Origin of the sequence: Synechococcus sp. LA31 (assembly GCF_018502385.1) — a bacterium.
Lineage (GTDB): Bacteria > Cyanobacteriota > Cyanobacteriia > PCC-6307 > Cyanobiaceae > Vulcanococcus.
In genome coordinates, this window is the sequence record NZ_CP075523.1 from 1827960 (window position 1) to 1853221 (window position 25262).

24 protein-coding genes are annotated in these 25262 nt (G+C 62.8%); 16 read left to right on the top strand and 8 right to left on the bottom strand.

From position 1 onward, the window contains the following. Positions 1 to 57: 57 nt before the first annotated feature. The 5 genes from fusA (at position 58) to KJJ24_RS10005 (ending at position 5645) form a co-directional block, all read left to right on the top strand. Positions 58 to 2133 carry an elongation factor G gene (gene fusA / locus KJJ24_RS09985; protein ID WP_214338429.1) on the top strand — a complete coding sequence of 692 codons (2076 nt, stop codon included), beginning with the start codon at positions 58 to 60 and terminating at the stop codon, positions 2131 to 2133. A 39-nt stretch (positions 2134 to 2172) separates the two neighbouring features. Beyond that, positions 2173 to 3372, top strand: a complete 1200-nt coding sequence (gene tuf / locus KJJ24_RS09990; RefSeq protein ID WP_214338430.1) for an elongation factor Tu — start codon at positions 2173 to 2175, stop codon at positions 3370 to 3372. A 158-nt stretch (positions 3373 to 3530) separates the two neighbouring features. Then, on the top strand, positions 3531 to 3851 hold the full coding sequence (rpsJ, locus tag KJJ24_RS09995; protein WP_006910513.1) for a 30S ribosomal protein S10: 321 nt from the start codon (positions 3531 to 3533) through the stop codon (positions 3849 to 3851). A 125-nt stretch (positions 3852 to 3976) separates the two neighbouring features. Beyond that, positions 3977 to 4651 (top strand): LON peptidase substrate-binding domain-containing protein, encoded by a 675-nt coding sequence (locus KJJ24_RS10000; protein WP_214338432.1) that lies wholly within the window; start codon positions 3977 to 3979, stop codon positions 4649 to 4651. Between the two features lie 7 nt (positions 4652 to 4658). After that, entirely contained in the window at positions 4659 to 5645 is a 987-nt protein-coding gene (locus KJJ24_RS10005) for a methyltransferase domain-containing protein (RefSeq protein WP_371811720.1), read from the top strand. Here the strand turns inward: KJJ24_RS10005 and pheA are convergent. Continuing rightward, complete coding sequence (gene pheA / locus KJJ24_RS10010; RefSeq protein WP_214338434.1) at positions 5642 to 6475, bottom strand: prephenate dehydratase; 834 nt, start codon at positions 6473 to 6475, stop codon at positions 5642 to 5644. The two genes, KJJ24_RS10005 and pheA, sit on opposite strands and share 4 nt — an antisense overlap. 53 nt (positions 6476 to 6528) lie before the next feature. Between pheA and KJJ24_RS10015 the strand changes: the two genes are divergently transcribed. Beyond that, a complete protein-coding gene (locus tag KJJ24_RS10015) occupies positions 6529 to 7050 on the top strand; it encodes a DUF1997 domain-containing protein (protein ID WP_214338436.1) in 522 nt (173 codons plus the stop codon). Here the strand turns inward: KJJ24_RS10015 and KJJ24_RS10020 are convergent. The 3 genes from KJJ24_RS10020 to KJJ24_RS10030 form a co-directional block, all read right to left on the bottom strand. After that, entirely contained in the window at positions 7047 to 7640 is a 594-nt protein-coding gene (locus KJJ24_RS10020) for a ribonuclease HII (protein WP_214338438.1), read from the bottom strand. The two genes, KJJ24_RS10015 and KJJ24_RS10020, sit on opposite strands and share 4 nt — an antisense overlap. After that, on the bottom strand, positions 7637 to 9667 hold the full coding sequence (locus KJJ24_RS10025; RefSeq protein ID WP_214338440.1) for an Rne/Rng family ribonuclease: 2031 nt from the start codon (positions 9665 to 9667) through the stop codon (positions 7637 to 7639). Before KJJ24_RS10025 ends, KJJ24_RS10020 begins: the two co-directional genes overlap by 4 nt. Before the next feature lie 379 nt (positions 9668 to 10046). Further along, entirely contained in the window at positions 10047 to 12710 is a 2664-nt protein-coding gene (locus tag KJJ24_RS10030; protein ID WP_214338442.1) for a TIGR03960 family B12-binding radical SAM protein, read from the bottom strand. A 105-nt stretch (positions 12711 to 12815) separates the two neighbouring features. Here KJJ24_RS10030 and KJJ24_RS10035 point away from each other — a divergent pair, with 105 nt between their 5' ends. From KJJ24_RS10035 to KJJ24_RS10060, 6 genes are read left to right on the top strand one after another with little or no spacing between them, the layout of a single operon-like run. After that, the gene (locus KJJ24_RS10035; protein ID WP_214338443.1) at positions 12816 to 14066 is read left to right on the top strand and encodes an LL-diaminopimelate aminotransferase; all 1251 of its coding nucleotides are present in this window, start codon (positions 12816 to 12818) and stop codon (positions 14064 to 14066) included. 44 nt (positions 14067 to 14110) lie between these two features. Further along, positions 14111 to 14458 (top strand): ATP-dependent Clp protease adapter ClpS, encoded by a 348-nt coding sequence (gene clpS, locus KJJ24_RS10040; RefSeq protein ID WP_250544609.1) that lies wholly within the window; start codon positions 14111 to 14113, stop codon positions 14456 to 14458. Then, positions 14458 to 15264: a CPBP family intramembrane glutamic endopeptidase gene (locus tag KJJ24_RS10045; protein WP_214338445.1), complete on the top strand. Its 807-nt coding sequence runs from the start codon at positions 14458 to 14460 to the stop codon at positions 15262 to 15264. The genes clpS and KJJ24_RS10045 overlap by 1 nt, the downstream gene beginning before the upstream one ends. Positions 15265 to 15320: 56 nt before the next feature. After that, positions 15321 to 16025: a response regulator transcription factor gene (locus KJJ24_RS10050; protein WP_214338446.1), complete on the top strand. Its 705-nt coding sequence runs from the start codon at positions 15321 to 15323 to the stop codon at positions 16023 to 16025. 4 nt (positions 16026 to 16029) lie between these two features. Beyond that, the gene (locus KJJ24_RS10055) at positions 16030 to 16722 is read left to right on the top strand and encodes a hypothetical protein (RefSeq protein WP_214338447.1); all 693 of its coding nucleotides are present in this window, start codon (positions 16030 to 16032) and stop codon (positions 16720 to 16722) included. Between the two features lie 28 nt (positions 16723 to 16750). Next, positions 16751 to 17317: a sensor histidine kinase KdpD gene (locus KJJ24_RS10060; protein ID WP_214338448.1), complete on the top strand. Its 567-nt coding sequence runs from the start codon at positions 16751 to 16753 to the stop codon at positions 17315 to 17317. Position 17318: 1 nt separating this feature from the next. Here KJJ24_RS10060 and KJJ24_RS10065 read toward each other — a convergent pair whose 3' ends face one another. Together KJJ24_RS10065 and cofG are read right to left on the bottom strand one after the other, a co-directional pair. After that, positions 17319 to 18905, bottom strand: coding sequence for a photosystem II high light acclimation radical SAM protein (locus KJJ24_RS10065; protein ID WP_214338450.1), 1587 nt, complete (start codon positions 18903 to 18905; stop codon positions 17319 to 17321). A gap of 6 nt (positions 18906 to 18911) precedes the next feature. Beyond that, positions 18912 to 19901 carry a 7,8-didemethyl-8-hydroxy-5-deazariboflavin synthase subunit CofG gene (cofG, locus tag KJJ24_RS10070; RefSeq protein WP_250544611.1) on the bottom strand — a complete coding sequence of 330 codons (990 nt, stop codon included), beginning with the start codon at positions 19899 to 19901 and terminating at the stop codon, positions 18912 to 18914. Positions 19902 to 20085: 184 nt separating this feature from the next. On the opposite strand from cofG, the gene psbA reads away from it, so the two are divergent. Next, positions 20086 to 21165 carry a photosystem II q(b) protein gene (psbA, locus tag KJJ24_RS10075; RefSeq protein WP_214338452.1) on the top strand — a complete coding sequence of 360 codons (1080 nt, stop codon included), beginning with the start codon at positions 20086 to 20088 and terminating at the stop codon, positions 21163 to 21165. A 145-nt stretch (positions 21166 to 21310) separates the two neighbouring features. After that, a complete protein-coding gene (locus tag KJJ24_RS10080) occupies positions 21311 to 22135 on the top strand; it encodes a bile acid:sodium symporter (RefSeq protein ID WP_250544613.1) in 825 nt (274 codons plus the stop codon). A 270-nt stretch (positions 22136 to 22405) separates the two neighbouring features. Here KJJ24_RS10080 and nth read toward each other — a convergent pair whose 3' ends face one another. After that, entirely contained in the window at positions 22406 to 23059 is a 654-nt protein-coding gene (gene nth / locus KJJ24_RS10085; RefSeq protein ID WP_214338456.1) for an endonuclease III, read from the bottom strand. A 50-nt stretch (positions 23060 to 23109) separates the two neighbouring features. Here nth and KJJ24_RS10090 point away from each other — a divergent pair, with 50 nt between their 5' ends. Then, positions 23110 to 23592 (top strand): cupin domain-containing protein, encoded by a 483-nt coding sequence (locus tag KJJ24_RS10090; RefSeq protein ID WP_250544615.1) that lies wholly within the window; start codon positions 23110 to 23112, stop codon positions 23590 to 23592. 23 nt (positions 23593 to 23615) lie between these two features. Next, the gene (aroC, locus tag KJJ24_RS10095) at positions 23616 to 24713 is read left to right on the top strand and encodes a chorismate synthase (protein ID WP_214338458.1); all 1098 of its coding nucleotides are present in this window, start codon (positions 23616 to 23618) and stop codon (positions 24711 to 24713) included. Here aroC and KJJ24_RS10100 read toward each other — a convergent pair. Further along, the gene (locus KJJ24_RS10100; RefSeq protein WP_214338460.1) at positions 24697 to 25260 is read right to left on the bottom strand and encodes a hypothetical protein; all 564 of its coding nucleotides are present in this window, start codon (positions 25258 to 25260) and stop codon (positions 24697 to 24699) included. The two genes, aroC and KJJ24_RS10100, sit on opposite strands and share 17 nt — an antisense overlap. Between the last annotated feature and the right edge of the window lie 2 nt (positions 25261 to 25262).

The following is a 25262-nucleotide window of genomic DNA, read 5'->3' on the forward strand; positions in this document are numbered from 1 at the left end:
CGACTTGTAGAGTGACGCCCACTTTTTTGTCGATCCCCCCCTCCGGAGACCTGCCCCGTGGCTCGCGCCTATCCCCTAGAACGCGTACGAAATATTGGTATCGCGGCACACATCGATGCCGGTAAGACCACAACAACCGAACGGATCTTGTTCTATTCGGGTGTTGTGCACAAGATCGGCGAGGTGCATGACGGCGCCGCCGTGACCGACTGGATGGCACAGGAGCGCGAGCGCGGCATCACCATTACCGCTGCGGCGATTTCCACCAGCTGGAAAGACCACCGTATCAACATCATTGATACTCCAGGCCACGTGGACTTCACCATTGAGGTGGAGCGTTCCATGCGGGTGCTCGATGGTGTGATCGCCGTGTTCTGCGCGGTGGGTGGTGTGCAGCCTCAGTCGGAGACGGTGTGGCGCCAAGCGGATCGCTACAGCGTTCCCCGCATGGTGTTCGTCAACAAGATGGACCGCACCGGCGCTGACTTCCTCAAGGTGCATGGGCAGATTAAAGATCGCCTCAAGGCCAAGGCCGCTCCCATCCAGCTGCCGATCGGTGCGGAAGGCGAACTCAGCGGCATCGTCGATCTGGTGAAGAACCGCGCCTTCATCTACAAAGATGAGCTCGGCAAAGACATCGAGGAGACCGAAATCCCGGCCTCCATGGCCGATGAGGCTGCCGAATGGCGCGCCTATCTAATGGAGGCTGTCGCCGAAACTGATGAAGCCCTCATCGAAAAGTTCCTGGAAGAAGGTGAACTCAGCGAAGAGGAACTGCGTAAAGGCATCCGCGAAGGCGTGCTGAAGCATGGCCTGGTTCCCATGCTCTGTGGTTCCGCCTTCAAAAACAAAGGTGTTCAGCTGCTGCTGGATGCCGTGGTCGATTACCTTCCCGCTCCCGTGGATGTGCCCCCGATCCAGGGCCTACTACCCAATGGCGAGGAAGCTGTGCGTCCCGCCGACGACAGCGCACCCTTCAGCGCCCTGGCGTTCAAGGTGATGGCCGATCCCTTCGGCAAGCTCACCTTTGTTCGCATCTACTCCGGTGTCCTGCAGAAGGGCAGCTATGTCCTCAACTCCACCAAGGACAAGAAGGAGCGCATCTCTCGGCTGATCGTGCTTAAGGCTGACGACCGTGAGGAAGTTGACGCACTGCGCGCCGGCGACCTCGGCGCCGTGCTTGGCCTGAAGGACACCACCACAGGCGACACCCTGTGCGTGGATACCGACCCGATCGTCCTGGAGTCGCTCTACATCCCCGAACCTGTGATCTCGGTGGCTGTTGAGCCCAAGACCAAAGGCGACATGGAGAAGCTGTCCAAGGCCCTTCAGTCACTGTCAGAGGAAGATCCCACCTTCCGGGTTCGCACGGATCCTGAAACCAGCCAAACCGTGATCGCCGGCATGGGCGAACTCCACCTGGAAATCCTGGTGGACCGGATGCTGCGCGAATTCAAGGTGGAGGCCAACATTGGTGCTCCTCAGGTGTCGTATCGCGAAACCATCCGCGGCAGCGCCAAAGGTGAAGGCAAGTTTGCACGCCAAACCGGCGGCAAGGGCCAGTACGGCCACGTGGTGATCGAAATGGAGCCCGGCGAACCTGGCTCCGGGTTCGAGTTCGTCAACAAAATTGTTGGCGGTATTGTGCCCAAGGAGTACATCGGTCCGGCCGAAGCCGGCATGAAGGAAACCTGCCAGTCCGGCGTGATTGCAGGGTTCCCGATGATCGATGTGAAAGTCACCATGGTCGACGGGTCTTACCATGATGTGGACTCGTCGGAGATGGCGTTCAAGATCGCTGGCTCCATGGCCTTCAAGGACGGCGTCAAGAAGTGCAATCCTGTACTCCTTGAGCCGATGATGAAGGTTGAGGTGGAGGTGCCCGAGGACTACCTCGGTTCCGTCATCGGCGACCTCTCCTCCCGTCGCGGCCAGGTTGAAGGGCAGTCCATCGACGATGGTCAGTCCAAGGTCCAGGCCAAGGTGCCTCTGGCCGAGATGTTCGGCTACGCCACCCAGCTCCGATCCATGACCCAGGGTCGGGGTATTTTCTCGATGGAATTCAGCCATTACGAGGAAATTCCTCGCAATGTGGCAGAAGCCATCATCTCCAAGAATCAGGGCAATTCCTGATCTTCCCCATACCCATTCACCCCCCGATTCTTTACCACCATGGCTCGCGAGAAGTTCGAAAGGAATAAGCCCCACGTCAACATCGGCACAATCGGCCACGTTGACCACGGCAAAACCACCCTCACTGCCGCCATCACCAACGTGCTGGCCAAGAAGGGTCAGGCAAAAGCCCAGGCTTACGACCAGATCGACGGTGCTCCCGAAGAGCGTGAGCGCGGTATCACCATCAACACCGCCCACGTTGAATACGAGACCGACGGTCGTCACTACGCCCACGTGGACTGCCCCGGCCACGCGGACTATGTGAAGAACATGATCACCGGTGCGGCCCAGATGGATGGCGCCATCCTGGTGTGCGCAGCCACTGACGGCCCGATGGCTCAAACCAAGGAGCACATCCTGCTGGCCAAGCAGGTGGGCGTGCCGGCTCTGGTGGTTGCACTGAACAAGTGCGACATGGTGGACGACGAGGAAATCCTCGAGCTGGTCGAACTGGAGATTCGTGAGCTGCTGAGCAGCTACGACTTCCCCGGTGACGACATCCCCGTGATCAAGGTGTCCGGCCTGAAGGCCCTTGAGGGTGATGCCGAATGGGAAGCCAAGATCACCGAACTGATGGAAGCCGTTGACAGCGGCATCCCCGAGCCCGAGCGCGAAATCGACAAGCCCTTCCTGATGGCTGTTGAAGACGTGTTCTCGATCACCGGTCGTGGCACCGTGGCCACCGGCCGTATCGAGCGCGGAAAGGTGAAGGTGGGCGAGACCGTGCAGATCGTGGGCATCAAAGACACCCGCGAAACCACCGTCACCGGCGTGGAGATGTTCCGCAAGCTGCTCGACGAGGGCATGGCTGGCGACAACGTGGGTCTTCTCCTGCGTGGCGTTCAGAAGGAAGACATCGAGCGCGGCATGGTGCTCGTGAAGCCCAACTCCATCAAGCCCCACACCAAGTTTGAGGGTGAGGTGTACGTGTTGAAGAAGGAAGAAGGCGGCCGCCACACCCCCTTCTTTGCCGGCTACCGCCCGCAGTTCTACATCCGTACCACCGATGTGACTGGCCAGATCACTGCCTTCACCGCGGACGACGGTTCCAACGTGGAAATGGTGATGCCCGGTGACCGCATCAAGATGACCGGTGAGCTGATCTGCCCCGTGGCCATCGAGCAGGGCATGCGCTTCGCTATCCGCGAAGGCGGCCGCACCATCGGTGCCGGCGTGGTGTCCAAGATCATCGAATGATCCTGATCTGGCTCCGGCCATGATCTAGGTTTCGGGAAGGAGAGCTACCTTCGGGATCTTCTCTCCTTCCTTTCCGCACCTCGACAATCGAGCTCTAATTCCCTGGCAGTCTCGAGCCCATCGAGTGCTTTGCCTCGCTGACCTCTCCCGTCTCATCCATGTCCACCGCTATCGCACAGCAGAAGATCCGCATCCGCCTGAAGGCGTTTGATCGCCGCATGCTGGATCTGTCCTGCGAAAAAATCATCGAAACGGCCGATCACACCGCTGCAACCGCGATCGGTCCGATTCCCCTGCCCACCAAGCGCAAGATCTATTGCGTACTGCGCTCGCCCCACGTGGACAAGGACTCCCGTGAACACTTCGAGACCCGCACCCACCGCCGCATCATTGATATCTACAGCCCTTCGGCTAAAACCATCGATGCGCTGATGAAGCTGGATCTCCCCAGCGGCGTCGACATCGAGGTGAAGCTCTGATCCGCTGACTCACCGAGAGATCAGCACCTGGCCCGCCCGTTGGCGGGCTTTTTCATGGCCGGCTCACCCAGCCCCGCCGTCCGGCACCTCTGCCTAGGATTCACTCCACCACGACGTTCTGCCACGTGACGCAACTGGCTGTGCGCGAGCTGCCACTGTTCCCGTTGCCGGATGTGGTGCTGTTTCCGCAGGAAGTGCTGCCTCTGCACATCTTCGAGCCGCGCTATCGGATGATGCTGCGCACCGTGCTCGACACCGATCGGCGATTTGGGGTGGTGCGCTGGGACCCTCAGGAAGGCCGGATGGCCGATGTGGGTTGCTGCGCGGAGATCCTCCAGTGCCAGACCCAGTCGGACGACCGCAGCAACATCGTGACCCTGGGCCAGCAACGCTTTCGCGTGCTCGAGGTGGTGCGGGAGGCACCATTCAAGGTGGGCCTCGTGAGCTGGATTGAAGACGACGACCCCCAGAGCCAGGATGAGCTCAGCACCCTCTCCACAGAGGTGGAAAAGGCCCTGCGTGATGTGGTGGAACTCACCGGCAAACTGATGGGTAAGCCCACCAGCCTCCCTACCGACCTGCCCGATCTGCCGCGAGAGCTGTCCTTTTGGATCGGATCCCACCTGGGCGGTCCGGTGGCCGATCAACAACAAACTTTGCTGGAAATCACCGACACCCACGAGCGTCTGCGCCAGGAATTCGACCTACTCGATGAAACCCGGCGTCAGCTTGCGGCGCGCACCGTGCTGCAAGACACCTTTCGCGATCTGAACGATTCCAGCGCCGGCGAGGAGCGCTGATTCCTCCATGCACTTCATTGCTGTGCTCTCGCCGCTGGCGGGAGGTTTGATGCTCGCTGCTGCCGTGCTGGCGGGAGCTCTGTTGGTCGGATTACTGGTGTGGTCGTGGCGTGATCGCGCCTTTGAGAGCACGGCCAGCGTGGCTGATGCCTACGACCGCTGGACCGACGACCGGTTGTTGGAGCGCCTCTGGGGCGAGCACGTGCACCTGGGCCACTACGGCACCCCGCCGCGGCGCCGGGATTTCCGCCGCGCCAAGGAAGATTTCGTGCACGAACTGGTGCGCTGGAGTGGGCTCGATCAATTACCCCCTGGCAGCCGCGTGCTCGATGTGGGCTGCGGCATCGGCGGCAGCGCACGCATCCTCGCCCGTGACTACGGCCTCGATGTGCTCGGCATCAGCATCAGCCCAGGCCAGATCCGCCGTGCCCAAGAGCTCACGCCCGCAGGCTTGAGCTGCCGCTTCGCCGTGATGGATGCTCTCGATCTTGATCTGCCGGACGCCGGCTTCGATGCCGTGTGGAGTGTGGAAGCCGGTCCCCACATGCCGGATAAACAGCGCTACGCGGATGAATTACTGCGGGTGCTCAAGCCAGGCGGCCGATTAGCCGTAGCCGACTGGAATCGCCGTGATCCGGGTGTTCGCCCACTCAATGGCCTGGAGCGCTGGGTGATGCACCAATTACTGGTGCAGTGGGCACACCCGGAATTCGCCAGCATTCCCGGTTTTCAACGCAACCTCGAACAAAGCCGCTGGGGTGCTCAGGGCCCATCTCCCCTGCGCGTGGAGGTCGACGACTGGAGCCGCGAAACGCTGCCCTCATGGATCGATTCAGTTCTGGAGGGGATCCGACGCCCCGCAACTGTGTTGGGCCTGGGCCCCAAGGCGGTACTGATGGGCTTACGCGAAACTCCCACCCTGCTGCTGATGCACTGGGGTTTCGCCACCGGAATGATGCAGTTCGGTGTGTTCAGAGCCAAGAAGCCTGCCTAAGCCTGATCGAGTTGGGTGATCGGGTATGCCCCAAACACCGCCAGGTGCTCGCATAGCGGCCTGAGCTGATCGAGAGCCTGGAGCAACGGCTCTTGCCCACTGGGCAGCTCCAGGTCCACAAAGAAAATGTATTCGCCCATCTCCCGCTTGGAGGGCCGCGATTCGATGCGCGTCATGTTGAGCTGGCGGTGGGCAAAGCAGGTGAGGGCCTCCAAAAGGGCACCGGGCTGGTTCGCATGCAGCGAAAAGGCCAAGCTGGCCATGGGCCCATTGAGGCTGCGCTCCCCCTGGCGCAGCAGCAGAAAGCGGGTGCTGTTACCCACCACATCGTTGATCGGGTAGGCCAGCACCTCAAGGCCGTGCTCCTCGGCAGCCTGCAACGACGCCACGGCGGCACGGAAGCGGCTACCCGCCACCATCCGCGCCGCATCCGCGGTGGAACTCGTGGGAAGTTGCAGCGCGCTGGGCAAGTTGTCGCCCAGCCATTGGCTGCACTGGGCCAGCGCCTGGGGATGGGAGAGAACCTCGCTCACCCCTTCCAGCGGGCCACTACCCAGCAGGGCATGGCGGATCGGCAAAACCAAAGCCCGTCCCACCCGCAGCTCAGGGTGCGCCCAAAGGGCATCCATACACGCGGTCACCCCGCCTTCCACAGAGTTCTCCACCGGAACCACCGCGGCGTCGCAGCGTCCTTCCGCCAGGGCCTTCACCACAGCGCGGATGCCCACCTGAGGCAGCAATTGTGGTGCTGCGATGGCCTCGAGCTCACACAGCCGCAGCGCCGCTTGCTCGCCATAGGTACCGACTGGACCAAGAAATGCGATGCGCATACAGGCGGAGCAGGCTGTGCTGGATAGGATCATGGCGCCCCGGCCGTTGAGCAATGCCCCTGGCCTTCAGCGCCAGCCAAGCCTTGCAGCTGTCGGTGAAGCAGCATGCGGATCAACTGCCGGCCTACCTCGACGACGAGGAGCGATTGATCGGAGCCCTGCTTGATCCCAGCCAGCTCGAGAAGCTGGGAGAAGGTCGCTATCGCTATACCGTGACCCGGCTGCAGGTGTTTCAGCTCCAGATCCAACCGGTGGTGGAACTGGTGGCACGCCGCCATGCCAACCGCATCGAGCTTGAAGCGGTGGATTGTGAGCTCGAAGGGCTCGGCATCGTGGATGATTTCCAGCTCAGCCTTGAATCCTGGCTGGAAGCCAGCGACCAGGGGGTCCATGGCGAGGCTGCCCTGGCGGTGAGCGTGAGCCAGCCAAGCCTGCTGAAGCTGATCCCGGTCAAGATGCTCGAGGCCACCGGCCGCTCACTGCTCGCGGGCATCCTGCTGGGCATCAAAACCAGGGTGCAGCAGCAGCTACTCGACGATTTCGAGGCCTGGTGCCTGGCGCCAGTCGGCCGCTAAGCGGGCAACACCTTCCGTAGAAACGAGCGCCTGTGCAGAGGTGTTGGGCCGTGGTCCAGCAGCGCCTGGCGGTGCACGGCTGTGCCATAGCCAGCGTGACGCTCGAGGCCATAGGCGGGGTAGCTCACCGCCAGGCGGGTGATCAGGGCATCACGAGCTTGTTTGGCGAGCACGCTGGCCGCAGCAATCTCTAGGTGTTCACAATCGCCGCGCACCACGGTCTGTTGCGGGCCGCTCCAAAGGCGCAGCGCTAACACCCCGTCTACCAGCACCAGCTCAGGCAGCGGAGCTGCCAACTTCTGCAACGCCCGCAGCATGGCCCGTTCGGTGGCTGCGCGGATGCCGAAGCGATCGATCTCACGCGCTGAGGCCTGGCCCAATGCCCAGGCGCGGGCCTGCTGCTGGATCAGGGGCACCAACTGGGCTCGGCGGCGGGCCGTGAGCTTCTTGCTGTCGGTAAGACCAGCTGCAGCAAGGCTGGGGTGGGCGTCAGGTGGAAGGATCACTGCACCGGCAAACACCGGTCCAAACCAGCAGCCACGGCCCACTTCATCCACACCGGCGATGCAGCGCCGGCCCTGATCGCTCACTCGGTCGCTGAGGAGCGGCGGCGGCGGCGGCGGGGCTCGCCGGTGTCGTCTTCGGCGGCTTCGGCGTTAGCCGCAGGCTCCTCAACGGCAGGCATTACAGCCACAGCGGCAGCGCCCACAGCGGGAGCATCGTTACGCCGGCGGCTGCGCACACGGCGGCCATTGGAGGCTTCAGCGGCAGGTTCTGCAGAGGCAACACCGAGCTCTAGGCCGCTATCGGGCAGCACCGGCACAGTGGGGAAGGTTTCCACCGGCAGCGGCGTGATCTCCACCGTGACCGGCAGGGTCGCCGTGTCCCGTTCAGCCGAAGCACCGTGGCCATTTGCAGGAGCTGGGCTGGAGGCACCATTGGCGCCGCGTCCCCTGCGCCGGCGGCGAGGGCCGGAGGCTGCCAGCTGCTGACGGGCCTCCTCCAGCACCGCTTCAGCGTCTTCCCCAGGACGAACCACGCGCACCACCAGATTGTCGGCCGCCGGCACAGGATCCAACAGCAACGTGGGATTCAGGCCAAGCCAGCCGTAGACCAATTCCTGCTCGGCATCCATCGGCACAGCCACAAGCTGCGGCTCTGGGCGGCGTGAGCTGGGTTCTGCCGGCGTGGTGGCCGCCTCATGGGATAGGCCAGCGGTAGTGGTGTCATCGAGGCTGATCAACTCTGGAGCGTCAGCCGCGCCGCGCGCACCGCGGCCACCACGGCGGCGGCGACCACCACTGGATTCAGCCGCTGCAGGGCTCAGCACCTCAGCGCGAGCCGAAGCAGCCGAGCGCACCAGGCCAGGAGCTGCTGCCAGGGGCTGCAGGCTGTCCTTGCCAGGCAGCACAGCCACGTGGCCAAGCCCACCGCAGCTGGGACAAGCCCGTCCAAACAGTTCGTAGATGTTCTGGCCTTGGCGCTTACGGGTGAGCTCCACCAGACCCAATTCGCTGATCTGGGCGATCTGGGGGCGTGCGGAATCCGGGCGAATCGCTGCGGTGAAGTGCTCCAGCAGTTGCAGTTGATCGCGACGCGACTCCATATCAATGAAGTCGATGATCACCACGCCGCCGATGTTGCGCAGCTTCAGCTGACGGGCAATTTCAGTGGCGGCCTCATAGTTGGTCCACAGCACGGTTTCCCGTGCGTTAGCGGAGCGGGTGAAGGAACCCGAGTTCACGTCGATCACCGTGAGCGCCTCAGTGGGCTCGATGATCACGTAGCCGCCGGAGGGCAGATCCACGCGCGGCTTGAGGGCGTCGTGGATCGCGGCATTCACCTTGAAGGCTTCCAGGATCTCCGTGGAATCCAGGTGCTGCTCCACCACCACCTGGCTTTGATCAGCCCCAAGGAAGGCATTGACCCTGCCAACACCATCAGGGCTGTCGAGCACGATGCGTGCCACATCCAAGGTGGAGTGGTCGCGCAGGATGCGATGAATAAAGTCTTCATCGCGATTGAGCAGAACCGGCGGCGTGGCGGTTTCCGCTGCGGTCTGAATCGCTTCCCACTGGCGCAGCAGCGCTTCGAGGTCGTCGATGAGCAAGTCTTCGCTGACCCCTTCCGCTTCGGTGCGAATCAACAGCCCCGCACCAGGGGGCTTGATCAGCACACCGAGGGCACGCAGACGATTCCGTTCGCTTTCGGCATTGATCCGGCGGGAGATATTCACCCCCTGCCCGTGGGGCTGCAGGATCAGAAAACGCCCGGGCAGGGCGAGATTGCCAGTAAGGCGCGGTCCCTTGGTGCCGGTGGGCTCCTTCATCACCTGCACCAGCACCTTCTGGCGGGGCTCGAGCAGCTCAGTGATGCCGAGGGTGCCTTTCTTGAGGCGCAGCGGGCCGAGATCGGTGACGTGAATGAAGCCGTTTTTCTCGCCTTCGCCGATATTCACGAAAGCGGCATCGATGCCCGGCAACACGTTTTCAACGGTACCGAGATACACATCGCCGATCTGATAGCGGCCCTGGGCCACCACCAGTTCATCAACACGATCATCGGTGAGCACCGCGGCGATGCGCAGCTGCTCGGCGATGACGATCTGCTGAGGCATGGAAGGTCAGGAGAGGGCCAGCGGGAAGCAGGCCAGGAACAGAGACATGAAGAGGCGCTCAGCGCCGCACGCCTGATCCAGTCGGGCTAACCCACATCGCCGATGCGGGAACCGGAAGGGAGCAGCAGTGCTGGAAAAACTCAGTTGAAACGCCGGGTATGACAACGGCGGCAGGCCAATGGCCTCGATCGTGATTGGGCCTAGGGCCCGGTGCTTGCGGAGTCCTGATCTGATCGGAACCCGTCTGAACGGTGCCGCTAGGGCAGGTTTCAGGAAGAGAGGTTCGAGAAAACTGCTGCGGGACCAAGCGATGATGCCGGGCTAGTTAGCCGAGCTTGCGCCTGGTTCTACCGATGAACTGAAGTTAGCACGGGCGTTTTCAAGCGTTAGCGCCCTGCCGCAGCTGCAGTGATTCGCGCCGAAGGCTCACCATCTCCAACTGCAGATCCAAAGCCTGGCTGAACCAGTGCTGCAGCTGCTCCGGCCTCAGGCTGCGGCCGGCCGGATCAACAACAGCGCTGTAGCGAACCATCACGACGTCTGCCGCCACCGAGCTCACCGCCAGACTCTCCAGAAAGGGCCTGCAGTCACGCTGCCGCGGCCGCCCCTTCTTATCGGTGTCGTGCCAAGTCCATGTATCACTGGCCAACAGATCCGTGGTCGCCGCCTGCCAGGCCGCTAGCGGAGGCGCCACCGTCTCGGGAGCGCCAGCAATCGGCCGCAAGTGCAGCTGCCAACGGGCACCCACCAGCTCCTGCGACAGGCTCGCGCCAAACACCTCCACCGGCTCGACCTGCAACAAGGCAAACCCCTCGGGCAGCTGAGGCTGGAGCTGCTGCAAAACCTCAACCGCATCAAGTTCACGGGTGAATTCGATATCCATCCATTCGCCATCGGCCTCGGCCCCAAGCGGCAGGGCAAGGGCGAACTGCACCCGCGGCAGCGGATGGAAACCGCCGGTGAAACTCACCGGCAGTGCGCTGCGGCGCAGGGCCCGCTCCATCAGCCGCACCAGATCGAGATGGCTGAGCAGGGCCATGGAGCCTGTTTTGCTGAAGCGGAAGCGCAGCCTCGCAACCCGTTCACTGGCCGGCGCCCGCTGGGGCCGCTGCTCCGGAATCGGCGGCGGCGGCACCACCACGTTGTGGCCCAACTCGGGGCCACACACCCCGCAGCTGCTGCAGCCCTCAAACGAGCAATCCGGCACCACGGCCGCGGCCAGGGCCTGACGCAGATCCTCTGCCAACCAGGTTTTCTCCACACCGGAATCGATGTGATCCCAGGGCAGCGGTTGGCTGCAGAAGGCAGCCAGATCGTCGGGGTCCATCCCTTCTGCTGCACTCCACTCCCCCATTTCCAGGTCGCGGTAGCGCCCCCCGAGGCCAGCGGCCTCAATGGCGGAGGTCCAGGCTTCATAGGTGCGATCCGCCGCCTCAAACCAGGCATCAAGGCCGGCACCGGCGCGCCAAGCGGCTTCGATCACCGGCGCCAAGCGGCGATCGCCGCGGCCCACAAAGTCCTCCATCGCCGAGAGACGGATGTCGGTGTAGTTGGTTTTGATGCCACGCATCCGCCGCAGCTCATCGCGCAGCAACTGCTGGCGGCGCTGGAATTCCGCCGTGCTCACGCTGTGCCACTGAAAAGGCGTATGCGGCTTGGGGGTGAAATTGCTGATCGTGAGGTTGAGCTCGAGCCGCCCCAGATCGCGGCATTGCTGCTGCAACGAGCGGCAGGTGTCGGCGATGCCGATCACATCCGCATCGGTTTCCCCCGGCAGGCCGATCATGAAATAGAGCTTCACCTTGCGGTAGCCGCTCTCCATGGCGGTGCGGATGCCGCGCAACAGCTCCGCGTCGGTGAGCCCCTTGTTCACGATGTCGCGCAGGCGCTGGGTACCGGCCTCGGGCGCGAAGGTGAGGCCCGCCTTACGGGTGCCCCCCAGGATGTGGGCGATGTTCTCGTCGAAGCGATCCACCCGCTGGCTTGGCAGCGTGAGGCTCACGTTCTTATCAGCGAGGCGGTTGCGCAGCTCTACCCCTACGGCCGGCAAGGCGAGGTAATCCGAGCAGCTCAGCGAGAGCAACGAGAAATCGGAGTAGCCGGTGCGCTCCATGCCGGTTTCGATCGCCTCGATCACCGCTTCGGGCTCCACATCGCGAGCGGGGCGGGTGAGCATTCCGGGCTGGCAGAAGCGACAACCGCGGGTGCAGCCGCGGCGAATCTCCACGGTGAGCCGGTCGTGCACCGTTTCGATGTGGGGCACCAGCCCCATGGCGTAGTGGGGCATGGGCGTGGCGGTACGCCGCAGCACGCGCGCCGGCACCCCAGGCAACAGCGGCACCTGAGTCACACCATCAGCGGCCGGGCCGTAAAGGGCTGGCACATACACGCCTGGCACTTGAGCCAGATCGATCAGCAGCTGCCGCCGACTTAAGCCAGCGGCCTTGGCCTCCGCCACCACCAGGCCGATCTCCGGCAGCACCTCCTCGCCATCCCCCAGCACCACGAAGTCGAAGAAGGCCGCGAAGGGCTCGGGGTTGCTGGTGGCCGTAGGACCGCCGGCAAAAATCAGCGGCGGCGCCGCCGGATCGGCCAGGGGCAGATCGCCGCGGTCGGCTGCACGGAGCGGCACCTGAGCCAGCTCCAGCATCGCGAGGATATTGGTGGCACCGAGCTCGTAGCTGAGCGAAAAACCGAGGATGTCGAAGGCGGGCAGCGGCCGGCGGCTCTCCACCGCAAACAGGGCCTCGCCGCGGGAGCGCAGCCGCTCCGCCAGATCCGGGCCGGGCAGATAGCTGCGATCACACAGCTGACCTGGAACGCTGTTGAGAATTGAATAGAGAATGACGTGGCCGGTGTTGCTGGAGCCGACCTCGTAAACCTCGGGGTAAGTGAGCGCCCAGCGCACGCCTGCGGCCGCCCAGGCCTGATCCCAGTCGCGGGGCTGCACGCCGAGCTCATTGCCGAGATAGCGGCCCGGCTTGGCGATGGTGCGATCGACCAGGGACTCGAAATCCACCGGCTGAGCTGGAGCAACAGTCACGGTGGTGGCGGCAGCGCTACTTCGATCGTATGCACGACCAGGCAGCCACCACCGCATAGGACAATCGCGCCCAGTACCCCGGGGCCCGCGCGGCCCGCATGCGACATGGCCCAGGTCAACGGCAATTACCTCAAGCTCAAGGCGGGCTATCTCTTCCCCGAGATCGCACGGCGGGTGAAGGCCTTCAGCGAAGCGAACCCCAACGCCCCGATCATTCGCCTCGGCATCGGCGATGTGACCGAGCCCCTGCCGGCAGCCTGCCGCAACGCGATGAAGGCCGCCATCGATGAAATGGGCACCCGCGAAGGCTTCCACGGCTATGGCCCCGAGCAGGGCTACCTCTGGCTGCGTGAGGCAATCGCCCAGCACGATTTCCAGGCCCGCGGCTGCCAGATCAGCGCCGATGAGATCTTCGTCTCCGACGGCTCTAAGTGCGACAGCGCCAACATCCTCGACATCCTGGGCGAAGGCAACCGCATCGCCGTCACCGACCCGGTGTATCCGGTGTATGTGGACAGCAACGTGATGGCCGGCCGCACGGGTGATGCCGATGACGCCGGCCAGTACGGCGGGCTCACCTATCTGCCCATCAACGCCACCAACCACTTCACCGCCCAGATCCCGAGCGAGAAGGTGGATCTGATCTACCTCTGCTTCCCCAATAACCCCACCGGTGCGGTGGCCAGCAAGGAGCAGCTCACGGCCTGGGTGGATTACGCCCGTGCCAACGGCGCCCTGATCCTGTTCGATGCCGCCTATGAGGCCTTCATTCAGGACCCCTCGCTGCCCCACTCGATCTATGAGATCGAAGGCGCCCGCGAGTGCGCCATCGAATTCCGCTCCTTCTCCAAAAACGCCGGCTTCACCGGCACCCGCTGCGCCCTCACCGTGGTGCCACGGGGCCTGATGGGCACCGCCGCCAATGGCGAACAGGTGGAGCTGTGGACCCTCTGGAACCGCCGCCAGTGCACCAAGTTCAACGGCGTGAGCTACATCGTGCAGCGCGGTGCCGAAGCGGTGTATTCACCTGAAGGCCAGGCCCAGGTGAAGGCGCTGATCGCCTTCTACATGGAGAACGCCGCGATCATCCGCCGCGAGCTCAGCGCCGCTGGGCTGCAGATCTACGGCGGTGAGCAGGCTCCCTATGTGTGGATCAAAACCCCTGAAGGGGTCGACTCCTGGGGTTTCTTCGATCTACTGCTCAGCCAGGCCAACGTGGTGGGAACCCCCGGCAGCGGCTTTGGCGCCGCCGGCGAGGGCTACTTCCGCCTCTCGGCGTTCAACAGCCGCGAGAACGTGCTCGAAGCGATGCGCCGCATCCAGGCCGCTCTCGCTCCGTCGGCCGCTGCCGCCTGAGCCTCTGCCTAAAGTCCGCACTCGTGATGCCGGAGCTGGACAGGATGAGCCGATCCACCCCCTGCGGAACCGCTTTCACCGCCACTCAGTCGCCCGGCCGTGAAAGCGGTGGGGCCGCCGTGATGGAAAAGGCCCCGGAGCGGGTGCGCAAGCCCTCCCCCCGCTACAAGGTGCTGCTGCACAACGACCCGGTAAACACCATGGAATACGTGGTGAGCACCCTGCGACAGGTGGTGCCCTCGCTCAGCGAGCAGGACGCCATCGCCGTGATGCTCGAGACCCACAACACCGGGGTTGGATTGGTGATCGTGTGCGATATCGAGCCGGCTGAGTTTTACAGCGAAACGCTGAAAGCCAAGGGGCTCAGCAGCACGATCGAACCGGAAACCTGATGCCTCGCCTGCACTGGTGGGGCACGCTGCTCTACCCGGCGGCACTGGTGGCCGTGTTTCTGGGCTGTCAACTGCTGCTGCGGTGGTTGGGTGCCCCAGCTGGCCTTGAGGCCAGCCTGGCGGCCGTGCCAGCGGTGGCCGCACTCCTATTCAGCCTGCCGCCGCGGCTGCAACGCTGCTGGGGCGAACCAAACCCTTGGCGAGCCCTTGGTGTTGCCGCGCCCGCCGCGCAGCTCCTCAAAGCGTTGGTGCGCGGTGCACTCAAGGCTGTTGTGCTACTGGCACTGGTGATCGTGGCCCTAACCATGGCCAGACAGCTGAGCTGGATGCCCCGGATTAGCCCAGGCCTATTGCTCAATGCTTTAGCCCTAGGGCTGGGAGTGGGCTTTGCCGAAGAACTCCTGTTCCGCGGCTGGCTGATGGGTGAGCTCACGCTGCTGATCGGCCAGCAACGGGCGCTGTGGCTGCAGGCGGCGTTGTTCAGCCTGGTGCACACCCGCTTCAACCTTCCCCCTCTGGAGCTCTTGGGGTTGCTGATCGGTCTGTTGCTGTTGGGGCTGGCCCTAGGCCTACAGCGCCGCGCTGATGGTGGCGTGCTCTGGGGGGCCATCGGCCTGCATGGTGGCCTGGTGGCCGGTTGGTTTGTGCTCCATCAAGGCTTGGTGGCGATCCAACCTGAGGCGCCGACCTGGCTGATGGGCCCCGACAATCCCATCGGCGGGCTTGTTGGCTGGTTGGGGCTGGTGCTGTTGCTCTTGATCCGTCAGCCTTGGTGGAATGTGTCCAGCAGCGCCTCCACACCATGACGGGAGCAGTCACGACGCCAACGCCAGGCTCAAGCCATCCCGATGCCCGCGTCTGGGTGGTTGACGATGACCGTGATTTGCTGGCCCTGCTGCAGGAGCGCTTCAACGATTGCGGTTGGCAGCCCCGCGGCTTTGAAAACGGCGCGTCTCTTGATGAGGCGCTGCGCGAAGAGATGCCCCATGTGCTGGTGCTCGATCGCCTGCTGCCTGGCCAGAACGGCACCCACCTGCTCGAACGCCTGCGGGGCCAGGGACACCGCTTTCCTGTGCTGATGCTCTCAGCCCTTGGCACCGCTGATGAACGCATCGAGGGGCTGGAAACCGGAGCCGACGACTACATGGCCAAACCCTTCCTCTGGCGCGAATTGCAGCTGCGGCTGGAGCGCTTGCTCGACTACCGCCGCGAACTCACACCGCAACGGCCTCCCGAGCAGATCTTCCGCATCAACACCTTGCTGTTTGATCCAGGCCGGCTGGAGCTGCAAGGCCCCACCGGCGTGGTGAACACCCTCAGCCGCGGCGATGCCTCGCTGCTCAGTTTCTTCTGCCTCTCGCCTGGGATCGCCTTTGAGCGAGAACAGCTTTGCCAGGCGACCGGCAGCCTGGTGGATGCCACCAACAGCCGCAGCATCGACGTGCGCATCTCCAAGCTGCGCAAACTGCTCAACAGCTGCAAACGCGGCAGTGGCCGCATGATCGAGGCGGTTCGTGGCCGCGGCTACCGCCTCAATGCCGAGGTGCAGTCAGACCCCCACACCTGAGCTGATGGGCGTTGGGAGCGATCGATTCCGAGGTTTTTCTGGTCGCGATGGGTTGCGGCTCTTGCTGTGTGTGGGCGGTGCCTGGGGCGCCTGCTTCGCCTTGCTCAGCCTGGTTGTGCCCTCCCTGCTCCAACCCACCACCACCCAAGCGATCAGCCTCAGCCTCATCCGCCAGGCGCTCCAACTGGAGGGGAAGCCCGCCAGCCGATCCCACAACCGAGCGCTACGGATCTGGGCGGCCGCCGCCCCGCCACCGCTGAGCCAACCGGCCAACAACCAACAGGCTGCGGCACTGCAACGCAGCCTGCGCGATGAAGGCCTCACCGGTGAGCTGCGTCGCGAGCCCCCAAACCAACGCAACTGGCTGGGGGGCTACTGGCTCTCGGTGAACGATCGGTTTTGGGTGTATGCCAATCCGGGCACAGCCCTGCCGTGGTTCTGGCCGGCGATCCGGATCGGGAGCCTGTTGCTTGGCGGCAGCAGCGGTGTGGCGCTCTTCCTGCAGTGGCAACTGCAGCGGCCGATTCAGCGGTTGCTCAAGCAGCTCCCTGCGATCCCTTCGGGTGAGCTGGAGCTGGTGCCTGAGGGGGGCATGGCTGCCATGCGGGAGCTAAGCGTCCGCATCAACCGCGTGCTGGAGCAGCTCAACCAACAGCACGAGTCGAGGCGACGTTTTTTTGCAGGGTCTGGCCCATGATCTGGGTAGCCCGCTGACGCGGCTCTCGATGCGGGTGGAGCGGCTCGAAGATCAACCCAACCGCCCCGCGGTGATGAGCGAAGCGCTACCGCACCTGCGGGTCGAGATCGACCGGCTGATGAGCCTCACCCATCTATTGCAGGAAGCAGCCGGAGAGCAGATCGAGCCGTTCCAACCTCGGCTGAGCGCGCTTGATGAACTGTGTGAACGGGTGGCTGCCAGCTACCCGCAGCAACCGATCGAGCTGGCCGTGCCGCGTCTGCTGGTGCGGCTCGACCAGAGCCTGATTGAGCGGGCCCTGCAGAACCTGATCGATAACGCCATCCGCTACGGCCGCGCACCAATCCGTCTGGCCGCCCACCAACAGAAATCAACCGTGATTTTGCAGGTGGAAGACAGTGGCTCCGGTCTGAGCAGCGCCAATCTGCTGGGCATGCCGCGCATTGCCCCCGCCGACGACCGTCAGCAGCGCAAGCGGTCCGGGGTGGGACTCACGATCGTGGAGCGCTGCTGCCAACTCCATGGCGGCCGGTTGGCTTTGCAACGCTCAGCCCTCGGCGGCCTACAGGCAGAACTGCACCTGCCTATGAGCTAGTTCAACGGCTGGCGGTGGCCAGGGCGCGGCGCCCCTCCACCGGTGCATGCAACGCCTCCTCCAAGGGAGCCAAGCCGTAATCGCGCTCGAGCAGGTCCATCACCGTGCGGCCAAAATCAGCTGGGTTGCGCTCGAACGCCTCCAGGCAGATACGACCAAAAGTGCTGCCCATCGGCTCGGGATTCCACAGCAGCTGGCGGGCTGTCCACGGGAGCATGCTCATCGGGTTGTAGCCCGGCTTGATCAGGCCTTGATCGAAGCCGTACTGCTCAAGGTGGGTGTGGGGCTGCAGGCCGATGAAGAAGATCGCCGGCTCCACCTTGTCCGCCCCAAAGATCCGCTCGAGCTCACGGTGATAAGCCACGGTCTGGCGGATCGTCTCCGGTCGTTCGTCGATCACGTTGAACGAGTAGTTCACCGACACGTGTTCGCGGAAGCCCGCCCGAGCTAGCAAACGGCAGTTGTCGAGCACGGTGCGCAGGTTGTAGCCCATACGCATCTTGCGCACGAGCTCCTGGGAGCCGGAGGTGATGCCGATCTCGAAGTAGTCCATCCCGGTGGCCACCATTAACTCCGCCAACTCGGCGTCGAGGTTGTCGGCGCGGATGTAGGCAGCCCAGCGAATATCGCTCCATCCCTGAGCCTGAATGGCTCGCAACAGCTGCTTGGCATCGTCGATGTAACGGCGTGCGGGGATGAACTGGGCATCGGTGAACCAGAAGCCGCGCACGCCCTTGGCATAGAGCTGACGCATCTCGGCGATCACCTCCTCCACGGGGTTCACGCGCACCGCTTTGCCTTCCACCACGGTGTAAACGCAGTAGCAGCAGTTATGGGGGCAACCGCGTTTGGTTTGCACGCCCACGTAAAAGTCGCCGCCATCGAGATACCAATCCAGCTGCGGCCAAATCGAGGCGATGTAGCCGTAATCGCAGGCAGTTTTCTCCATACCCGCCGGCTGCTCGTGGATCAGCCCAGGCCTGGGCTCTGCACCAGCGAGGAAGCAGCGCTCAGCCGCCAGCGATTCACCGCGGATCATCTTCTCGAGCAGCGGCTCGCCTTCCCCCACCGAGACCACCGTTCCGCGGGGGAGCTTGCGGCCCAACTGCTCGTAGAACACACTCACGGCGCCACCTCCAAGCACGGCCGTGGCGCGGGGCTGGAAGCGACGGGCCGTCCGCAGCCCGCGGCGCACCAGCCGCAAATTGCGCCAGAGCTCGCCGTAAAACGAGGCCATCAGCCGCAGACCGCCGAAAGCGCCACGTAGGCGCTTGATGGGGTTACGGGCATAGAACACCTCAAAGGAGTTCTGCAGTGGATTGCCACCGCGCCCGTCCACGGGCGCATAGATCTGGATATCGCGCCAGGAGAACACCAACAACGTGGGCTGAAAGCGTTCGATCTGCTGTTTGAGCACCGCCTCCACGTCCAACAACGGCACCGCAGCTAGATCGAGGATCTGCTGCTCGATCTGCGGAAACAGTTTGTGGATGTGATCGGCCAGGTAAACCGGACCGATCGGAAAGATGGGATTACAGGGCAGGCGCACCAGCAGCACCCGCTGATCCTCCTGGGAGGCGTGTCGCACAGTGAGTCAGAGGTGGGTCGCGTTGGCCTGAGCCGATGCGGACGCTAACAAGCGCGCACCCCGCTCCACGCGGCGCCGCAAGGCTCCAGGCAGCCAGGACCACCAGGCACGGTGCACGCAGGTGCGGGCCTCAAGCTCCCAGCCTCGATGCTGCAACCGCTGCCGAAGCTCAGCGACAGGGGGTTGGGGATAAGCCGGGTTGATCACATCGTGAACATCAATCCCGCCCAGATCACTGATCCCGGCCTCCAGCGCTTGGGGCAACCGCTCGATCGGCCAGAGGTTGGGTGGCGTCTGCAGATGCACCTCTGCGGGCAACAGCTGCCGCGCCATGGCGATGGTGGCCAAAAGCTCCTGCTGCTCGGAGGGTTTCAAATGCTGAGCGGTGTCACCATCGGGGCGCCAGGGCTGGAGGATCACCTCCTGGAGATGGCCCCAGCGCCGCTGTAGAGCGGCGAGCACATGCAGAGCTCGTTCGCGCTCAGCCATGGTTTCACCCACCCCCAGCAACAAACCTGTGGTGAAGGGAACACCCAAACGCCCGGCCTGCTCCAGCTGAGCTAGCCGCACCTCAGGGCTCTTGCTCGGGGCCCGGCCATGAAGCGCCTCGTAGGCCGGCCCCAATCCCTCGAGCATCAGCCCCATGGAGGGATTGAGCCTGGCCAGGGCAACCATCTCTCGCGCAGAGAGAGGGCCAGCATTGGTGTGCGGCAAGCGGCCGTGGCGCAGGGCCAAAGCGCTGAGAGCTCGCAGATGGCCAAACCAAGCCGCACGCTGCGGCGCACCTGGCGCCACTTCACCACTGAGGAGCAGCACCTCCGCGGCCGCAGGACGCGCCTCCAGTTGAGCGCTGGCCTCAGCCAACAAGAGCACCGGCGCGCGATCCACCGGAAGCCGGAAGCTGCAGTAGGTGCAAGCGTTAAAGCAGCCGCGGGTGGGAACCAGCGTGACGCTGGGGCTCCAGGTGATCACACCCCGCACTGCCACTGAACCCACAAGCTCCGCTAATCCCTGAGATAAGCACCGCTGGTGGAAGGCTGCACCTTAAGAGCGCGTCACACGGCGCAAACATCCGTTACATTGGAGTTTGGCAGGACGGGTTACCGCCCTGTCCTTCCTTCCCGCTCGACAGCGGGTCCGATTTCGGGCCTTGCCGCTGAGCATTACGTATCCCGTACTCATGACCACCACTCTCCAGCAGCGCCAAGGCGCTTCTGCGTGGAACCAGTTCTGCGAGTGGGTCACCAGCACCGACAACCGCCTCTATGTGGGTTGGTTCGGCGTTCTGATGATCCCCTGCCTGCTGGCAGCCACCATCTGCTTCATCGTTGCTTTCATCGCAGCTCCCCCCGTCGACATCGACGGCATCCGTGAGCCTGTGGCCGGCAGCCTGATGTATGGCAACAACATCATCTCCGGCGCTGTGATCCCCAGCAGCAACGCCATCGGCCTTCACTTCTATCCCATTTGGGAAGCCGCCAGCCTCGACGAGTGGCTGTACAACGGCGGTCCTTTCCAGCTGGTTGTTTTCCACTTCCTCATCGGCATCTACGCCTACATGGGTCGTGAGTGGGAACTCTCCTACCGCCTGGGTATGCGCCCCTGGATCTGCGTTGCTTATAGCGCACCCGTGGCTGCTGCCTCTGCTGTGTTCCTGGTGTATCCCTTCGGTCAGGGCTCCTTCTCGGACGCCATGCCCCTGGGTATCTCCGGCACCTTCAACTACATGCTGGTGTTCCAGGCTGAGCACAACATCCTGATGCACCCCTTCCACATGCTTGGTGTGGCTGGTGTGTTCGGTGGCTCCCTGTTCTCCGCCATGCACGGTTCGCTGGTGACCTCCTCCCTGGTGCGTGAAACCACCGAGAGCGAGAGCCAGAACTACGGCTACAAGTTCGGCCAAGAGGAAGAGACCTACAACATCGTGGCTGCCCACGGTTACTTCGGTCGCCTGATCTTCCAATACGCCTCCTTCAACAACAGCCGCAGCCTGCACTTCTTCCTGGCTGCCTGGCCTGTGGTCGGCATCTGGTTCACCGCCCTGGGCGTGAGCACGATGGCCTTCAACCTGAACGGTTTCAACTTCAACCAGTCCATCCTGGATTCCCAGGGCCGTGTTCTGAACACCTGGGCTGACGTGCTGAACCGTGCAGGTCTGGGTATGGAAGTGATGCACGAGCGCAACGCTCACAACTTCCCCCTCGACCTGGCTGCTGCAGAAGCCACCCCCGTGGCACTGACTGCACCTGCCATCGGCTGAGGTTGAACCTCAACGAGATTCAACCAAGGTTGAATCGAAAGGCCCCCGCGTAAGCGGGGGCTTTTTGTTGTACTAGACATCTAGCCTCACGACGAGAAACAGCAACATGGTCGAGCTAGTCCTATCCGCAGGCCTCGCATTCATAATGCTGACGCTCGGCCTGTCCCTTACGCCAGGCGACTTCACACGAGCAATTCGACGCCCCAAAGCGCTGATCGCAGGAATCGTCGCCCAGATCATATTGCTCCCGTTAATAGCTTTCGGCCTGTTGAATGTCACAGGCCTCAAGGGAGAGCTAGCCCTAGGCGTCATGATTCTCAGCTGCTGCCCGGGCGGCATCACTTCGAACGTGATGACTCGACTATCACGAGGTGATGTGGCGCTGTCCGTTTCTTACACAGCCCTGGCAAGCCTGCTGACTGCAGCAACCATGCCTGTAGTCCTCGGGATTACCGCTCCCTTACTTTTGCCAGAAAAAAGCCTAGAGCTGTCGATATTGCCTCTGAGTCTCAAGGTTTTTGCGTTGAGCACTGCACCGGTACTGGCAGGAGTATGGATTGCACGACAGGCACCTGAATTCACATGCCGCTGGGAACGGCGAGCAGGATTAACAGCCAACCTCCTGTTTGCGCTCATTGTGGCCGGCACACTAGTCAGCCAGTGGGCTGTCTTTACGGCAAATCTTTCAAACCTTGGCCCCACGCTGCTGAGCCTGAATATTCTGATGCTTAGCCTTGGCCTATCTATCGGCGCCCTACTAAGAATGCCCAGAGCACAATCAACAGCACTGGCAGTGGAAGCCGGCTTTCAGAATGGAACAATTGGCATTGTAGTGGGTTCCTTGATTGGGCCCAATTTGGCCGACTCGCAAATCAATAGCCTTAGCCTACCCTCAGCGGTATACGGGGTCTTGATGATGTGCACGATTATTCCATTCATCATCTGGAGGAGAGGTATTGAGCCCACCTGAAGCAAAAGGCCCAAAGCACCCGCGCTTCGGGGGAAGCACCACGCCGCCGCTTAATTCAGAACAAGCAAGAAATAATCTCCTATAGCAAGACCCAGGAACCGGCTAGAAAGGCTCAACCATAAACCAAGCCTCCCGCCATGACTGTGTGAATGACAGAGGCACTCGACAATCAACAGACCACGACTTCACATTACTTATACGAAATGAAGGACAGACATGATCGGCACAATCATAAGCATGCCGAATGAGGATAAAACACTTGGATATTACTCATGGCTTTTGCAAAATCACAGGGCTTCGGCGTTTTGGGAACAACTCGCGACAGAGAGGACAACACGTACCATCACAACCACGAGCTGTGCAAAACTCTCGACCATAGAAGATGATCTGAAGATGGAGCTTATTCCAGGCTGACTTCGGAAACAAACGCTTCAGATCCGTTTCTGTACGCTTGACGCTTACTCCACTGCTCAACCCCCAACGCTGAGCAAGCCGGTGGATGTGTGTATCCACGGGAAAGGCCGGCACTCCGAAGGCCTGGGCCATCACAACGGAGGCCGTTTTATGCCCCACGCCTGGCAACGCTTCCAACGCATGAAAACTGGCCGGAACCTCGCCGCCATGGCGCTCCAGTAGCAACTCAGCCAAGCGCCTCACATTGCGCGCCTTGGTTTTGGCCAAACCAAGCTGCCGGATATGGCCCAGGATCGTGGCCTCCGGCAGTGCCGCCATCGCCTGAGGCGTGGACCCTGCAGCAAACAACGCAGGCGTAACCTCATTCACCTTTTTATCGGTGCACTGAGCACTGAGCAGAACCGCAATCAGCAGCGTGAAGGGATCGCTGTGATCAAGTGGAACCGGTGTGATGGGGTACTGCTCCTCAAGCCGCTGCATGATGAGAGCGGCGCGCTCCTGCTGTCTCACCAAACATCGATAGCTGGATACGAACCTAGAGAGAACTCAGCAGCACATCCATGCTCATGCTTAAAAACGCCATCACCAGTCTCGGGCTGATCAGCCTGGGGGTGAGCATCGCTGGGCCTGTGATGCCCGCCCGGGCGGACGACGATGGGCATGGCGGTGCGGCCCGAGGGGTACAGGTGGAAACCTTGGCGCGCAGCAGCCAAGACTGGACGGGCGGACAACTGCCTCGCTATCCCAGCGGGCAGCCCGAGGTGACGGTGTTGCGGATCACGATTCCTGCCGGGGTCAGCCTGCCCAATCACCATCACCCGGTGATCAATGCCGGTGTCTTGCTGCAAGGCAGGCTTGAAGTGGTGACCGAGCGAGGTGAAACGCTCCTGCTCTCTGCGGGTGATGCGCTGATCGAACTGGTAAATCGTGTGCATCACGGCAAAAGCCTTGGCCCTCAGCCGGCCGTGATTGTGGTGGTATACGCAGGCGCCGTGGGCCTTCCCACAACAGTGCTCAACCCTGCTCCAAGCCCTGGTTTGTAGGCTCGCTCCAGCGCACTCAGCTCATGGGCAGCAGCTTCGGCGACCTCTTCCGCATCAGCACCTTCGGTGAATCACACGGCGGTGGTGTGGGCGTCATTGTGGAGGGGTGTCCGCCCCGGTTGACCCTCGATCTGAACGCGATCCAGGCAGAACTCGATCGCCGCAAACCAGGGCAGAGCAAGATCACCACTCCGCGCAAGGAAGACGACCGGGTGGAGATCCTCAGCGGCCTGCTCGATGGGGTCACCCTCGGCACCCCGATCGCGATGGTGGTGCGCAACAAAGATCAGCGTCCACAGGACTACAAGGAAATGGAGGTGGCCTTCCGTCCCTCCCACGCCGATGCCACATATCAGGCCAAATACGGGATTCAGGCCCGCAGCGGCGGCGGGCGTGCCTCCGCCCGGGAAACGATTGGCCGCGTGGCGGCCGGCGCCATCGCCAAGCAACTGCTCGCCAAGGCCCATGGCACCGAAGTGATTGCCTGGGTGAAACGCATTCACACGCTCGAAGCCTCGATCGATCCGAGCACGGTGAGCCTGAAGGCCGTGGAAAGCAACATCGTGCGCTGCCCCGACACCGCCATGGCCGAGCAGATGATCGAGCGCATTGAGGCGATTGGCCGCGAAGGCGATTCCTGCGGTGGCGTGATCGAATGTGTGGTGCGGGGCATACCGGCGGGACTGGGCATGCCGGTGTTCGACAAGCTGGAGGCCGATCTGGCCAAAGCGGTGATGTCGCTTCCCGCCACCAAAGGCTTTGAGATCGGCTCAGGCTTTGCTGGAACCCTTCAGAAAGGCAGCGAACACAACGATGCCTTTCTGCCTACAGCCGATGGCACGCTGCACACCGCCACCAACAACTCCGGCGGCATTCAGGGCGGTATCAGCAACGGCGAAGCGATCGTGATCCGAGTGGCGTTCAAGCCCACCGCCACGATCCGCAAGGCCCAGCAAACAATCAACGCCAGCGGTGCAGCCACCACCCTGGAAGCCAAAGGCCGGCACGACCCCTGCGTGCTGCCGCGGGCCGTGCCGATGGTGGAAGCCATGGTGGCTTTAGTCCTCGCCGATCACCTGCTGCGGCAACAGGGTCAATGCGGGCTCAGCTCACAGTGGTGAGCTGAGTCACCCCATTGCTACCGGGCGCCGCAGGAGCTGAAGCGCCCAGACGGCTCACGGCCTTAGCCATGCGCCGTGCCGTTGATGAGCCAGCAGCCGGCTTGGCCTTGGCAGCAGTGGCCTTCACGGCTGTTTTCTTCACGGGATTACGGGCCGGCTTAGCGGGCTTCGGCTTGGCCTTCGCCGTGGTCGCCGCCTTGCGGGCTGGGGCTTTACGGGCTGGTGCAGCCTTAACAGCTGGCTTGGCCGCGGGCTTGGAAGAGCGAGCACGGTGGCTCAGCACCATGGCCCACTCGGCATCACTGAGATTGGCCGGCTTGCTGCCATGAGCATTGGCCAACTTGGCAGCCTTCTCGATATCGGAGATCAAGTTTTTCCAAGAGGTAGCGAAGCGCTTATCCGACTGCGATTTCGCACCGCTCTCCACAAGGGTTTCCACCACCCCTGCGGCGGACACCTTCTTGCGGCGGCGATTAAAGATCTCCTTCTGAAGCTGAGCCAGCAGGGCATCCGCCTTGTCGCTGAGCTTGATCGTGAGCTGAGACATAC

Bases quoted from the DNA above. Each gene is read 5' to 3' on its own strand.
- tuf (WP_214338430.1), top strand. From the start codon at position 2,173: ATGGCTCGCGAGAAGTTCGAAAGGAATAAGCCCCACGTCAACATCGGC.
- rpsJ (WP_006910513.1), top strand. From the start codon at position 3,531: ATGTCCACCGCTATCGCACAGCAGAAGATCCGCATCCGCCTGAAGGCG.
- KJJ24_RS10005 (WP_371811720.1), top strand. From the start codon at position 4,659: ATGCACTTCATTGCTGTGCTCTCGCCGCTGGCGGGAGGTTTGATGCTC.
- pheA (WP_214338434.1), bottom strand. From the start codon at position 6,475: ATGCGCATCGCATTTCTTGGTCCAGTCGGTACCTATGGCGAGCAAGCG.
- KJJ24_RS10015 (WP_214338436.1), top strand. From the start codon at position 6,529: ATGCCCCTGGCCTTCAGCGCCAGCCAAGCCTTGCAGCTGTCGGTGAAG.
- KJJ24_RS10025 (WP_214338440.1), bottom strand. From the start codon at position 9,667: ATGCCTCAGCAGATCGTCATCGCCGAGCAGCTGCGCATCGCCGCGGTG.
- KJJ24_RS10035 (WP_214338443.1), top strand. From the start codon at position 12,816: ATGGCCCAGGTCAACGGCAATTACCTCAAGCTCAAGGCGGGCTATCTC.
- clpS (WP_250544609.1), top strand. From the start codon at position 14,111: ATGAGCCGATCCACCCCCTGCGGAACCGCTTTCACCGCCACTCAGTCG.
- KJJ24_RS10045 (WP_214338445.1), top strand. From the start codon at position 14,458: ATGCCTCGCCTGCACTGGTGGGGCACGCTGCTCTACCCGGCGGCACTG.
- KJJ24_RS10055 (WP_214338447.1), top strand. From the start codon at position 16,030: ATGGGCGTTGGGAGCGATCGATTCCGAGGTTTTTCTGGTCGCGATGGG.
- KJJ24_RS10060 (WP_214338448.1), top strand. From the start codon at position 16,751: ATGCGGGTGGAGCGGCTCGAAGATCAACCCAACCGCCCCGCGGTGATG.
- psbA (WP_214338452.1), top strand. From the start codon at position 20,086: ATGACCACCACTCTCCAGCAGCGCCAAGGCGCTTCTGCGTGGAACCAG.
- KJJ24_RS10080 (WP_250544613.1), top strand. From the start codon at position 21,311: ATGCTGACGCTCGGCCTGTCCCTTACGCCAGGCGACTTCACACGAGCA.
- KJJ24_RS10090 (WP_250544615.1), top strand. From the start codon at position 23,110: ATGCTCATGCTTAAAAACGCCATCACCAGTCTCGGGCTGATCAGCCTG.
- aroC (WP_214338458.1), top strand. From the start codon at position 23,616: ATGGGCAGCAGCTTCGGCGACCTCTTCCGCATCAGCACCTTCGGTGAA.
- KJJ24_RS10100 (WP_214338460.1), bottom strand. From the start codon at position 25,260: ATGTCTCAGCTCACGATCAAGCTCAGCGACAAGGCGGATGCCCTGCTG.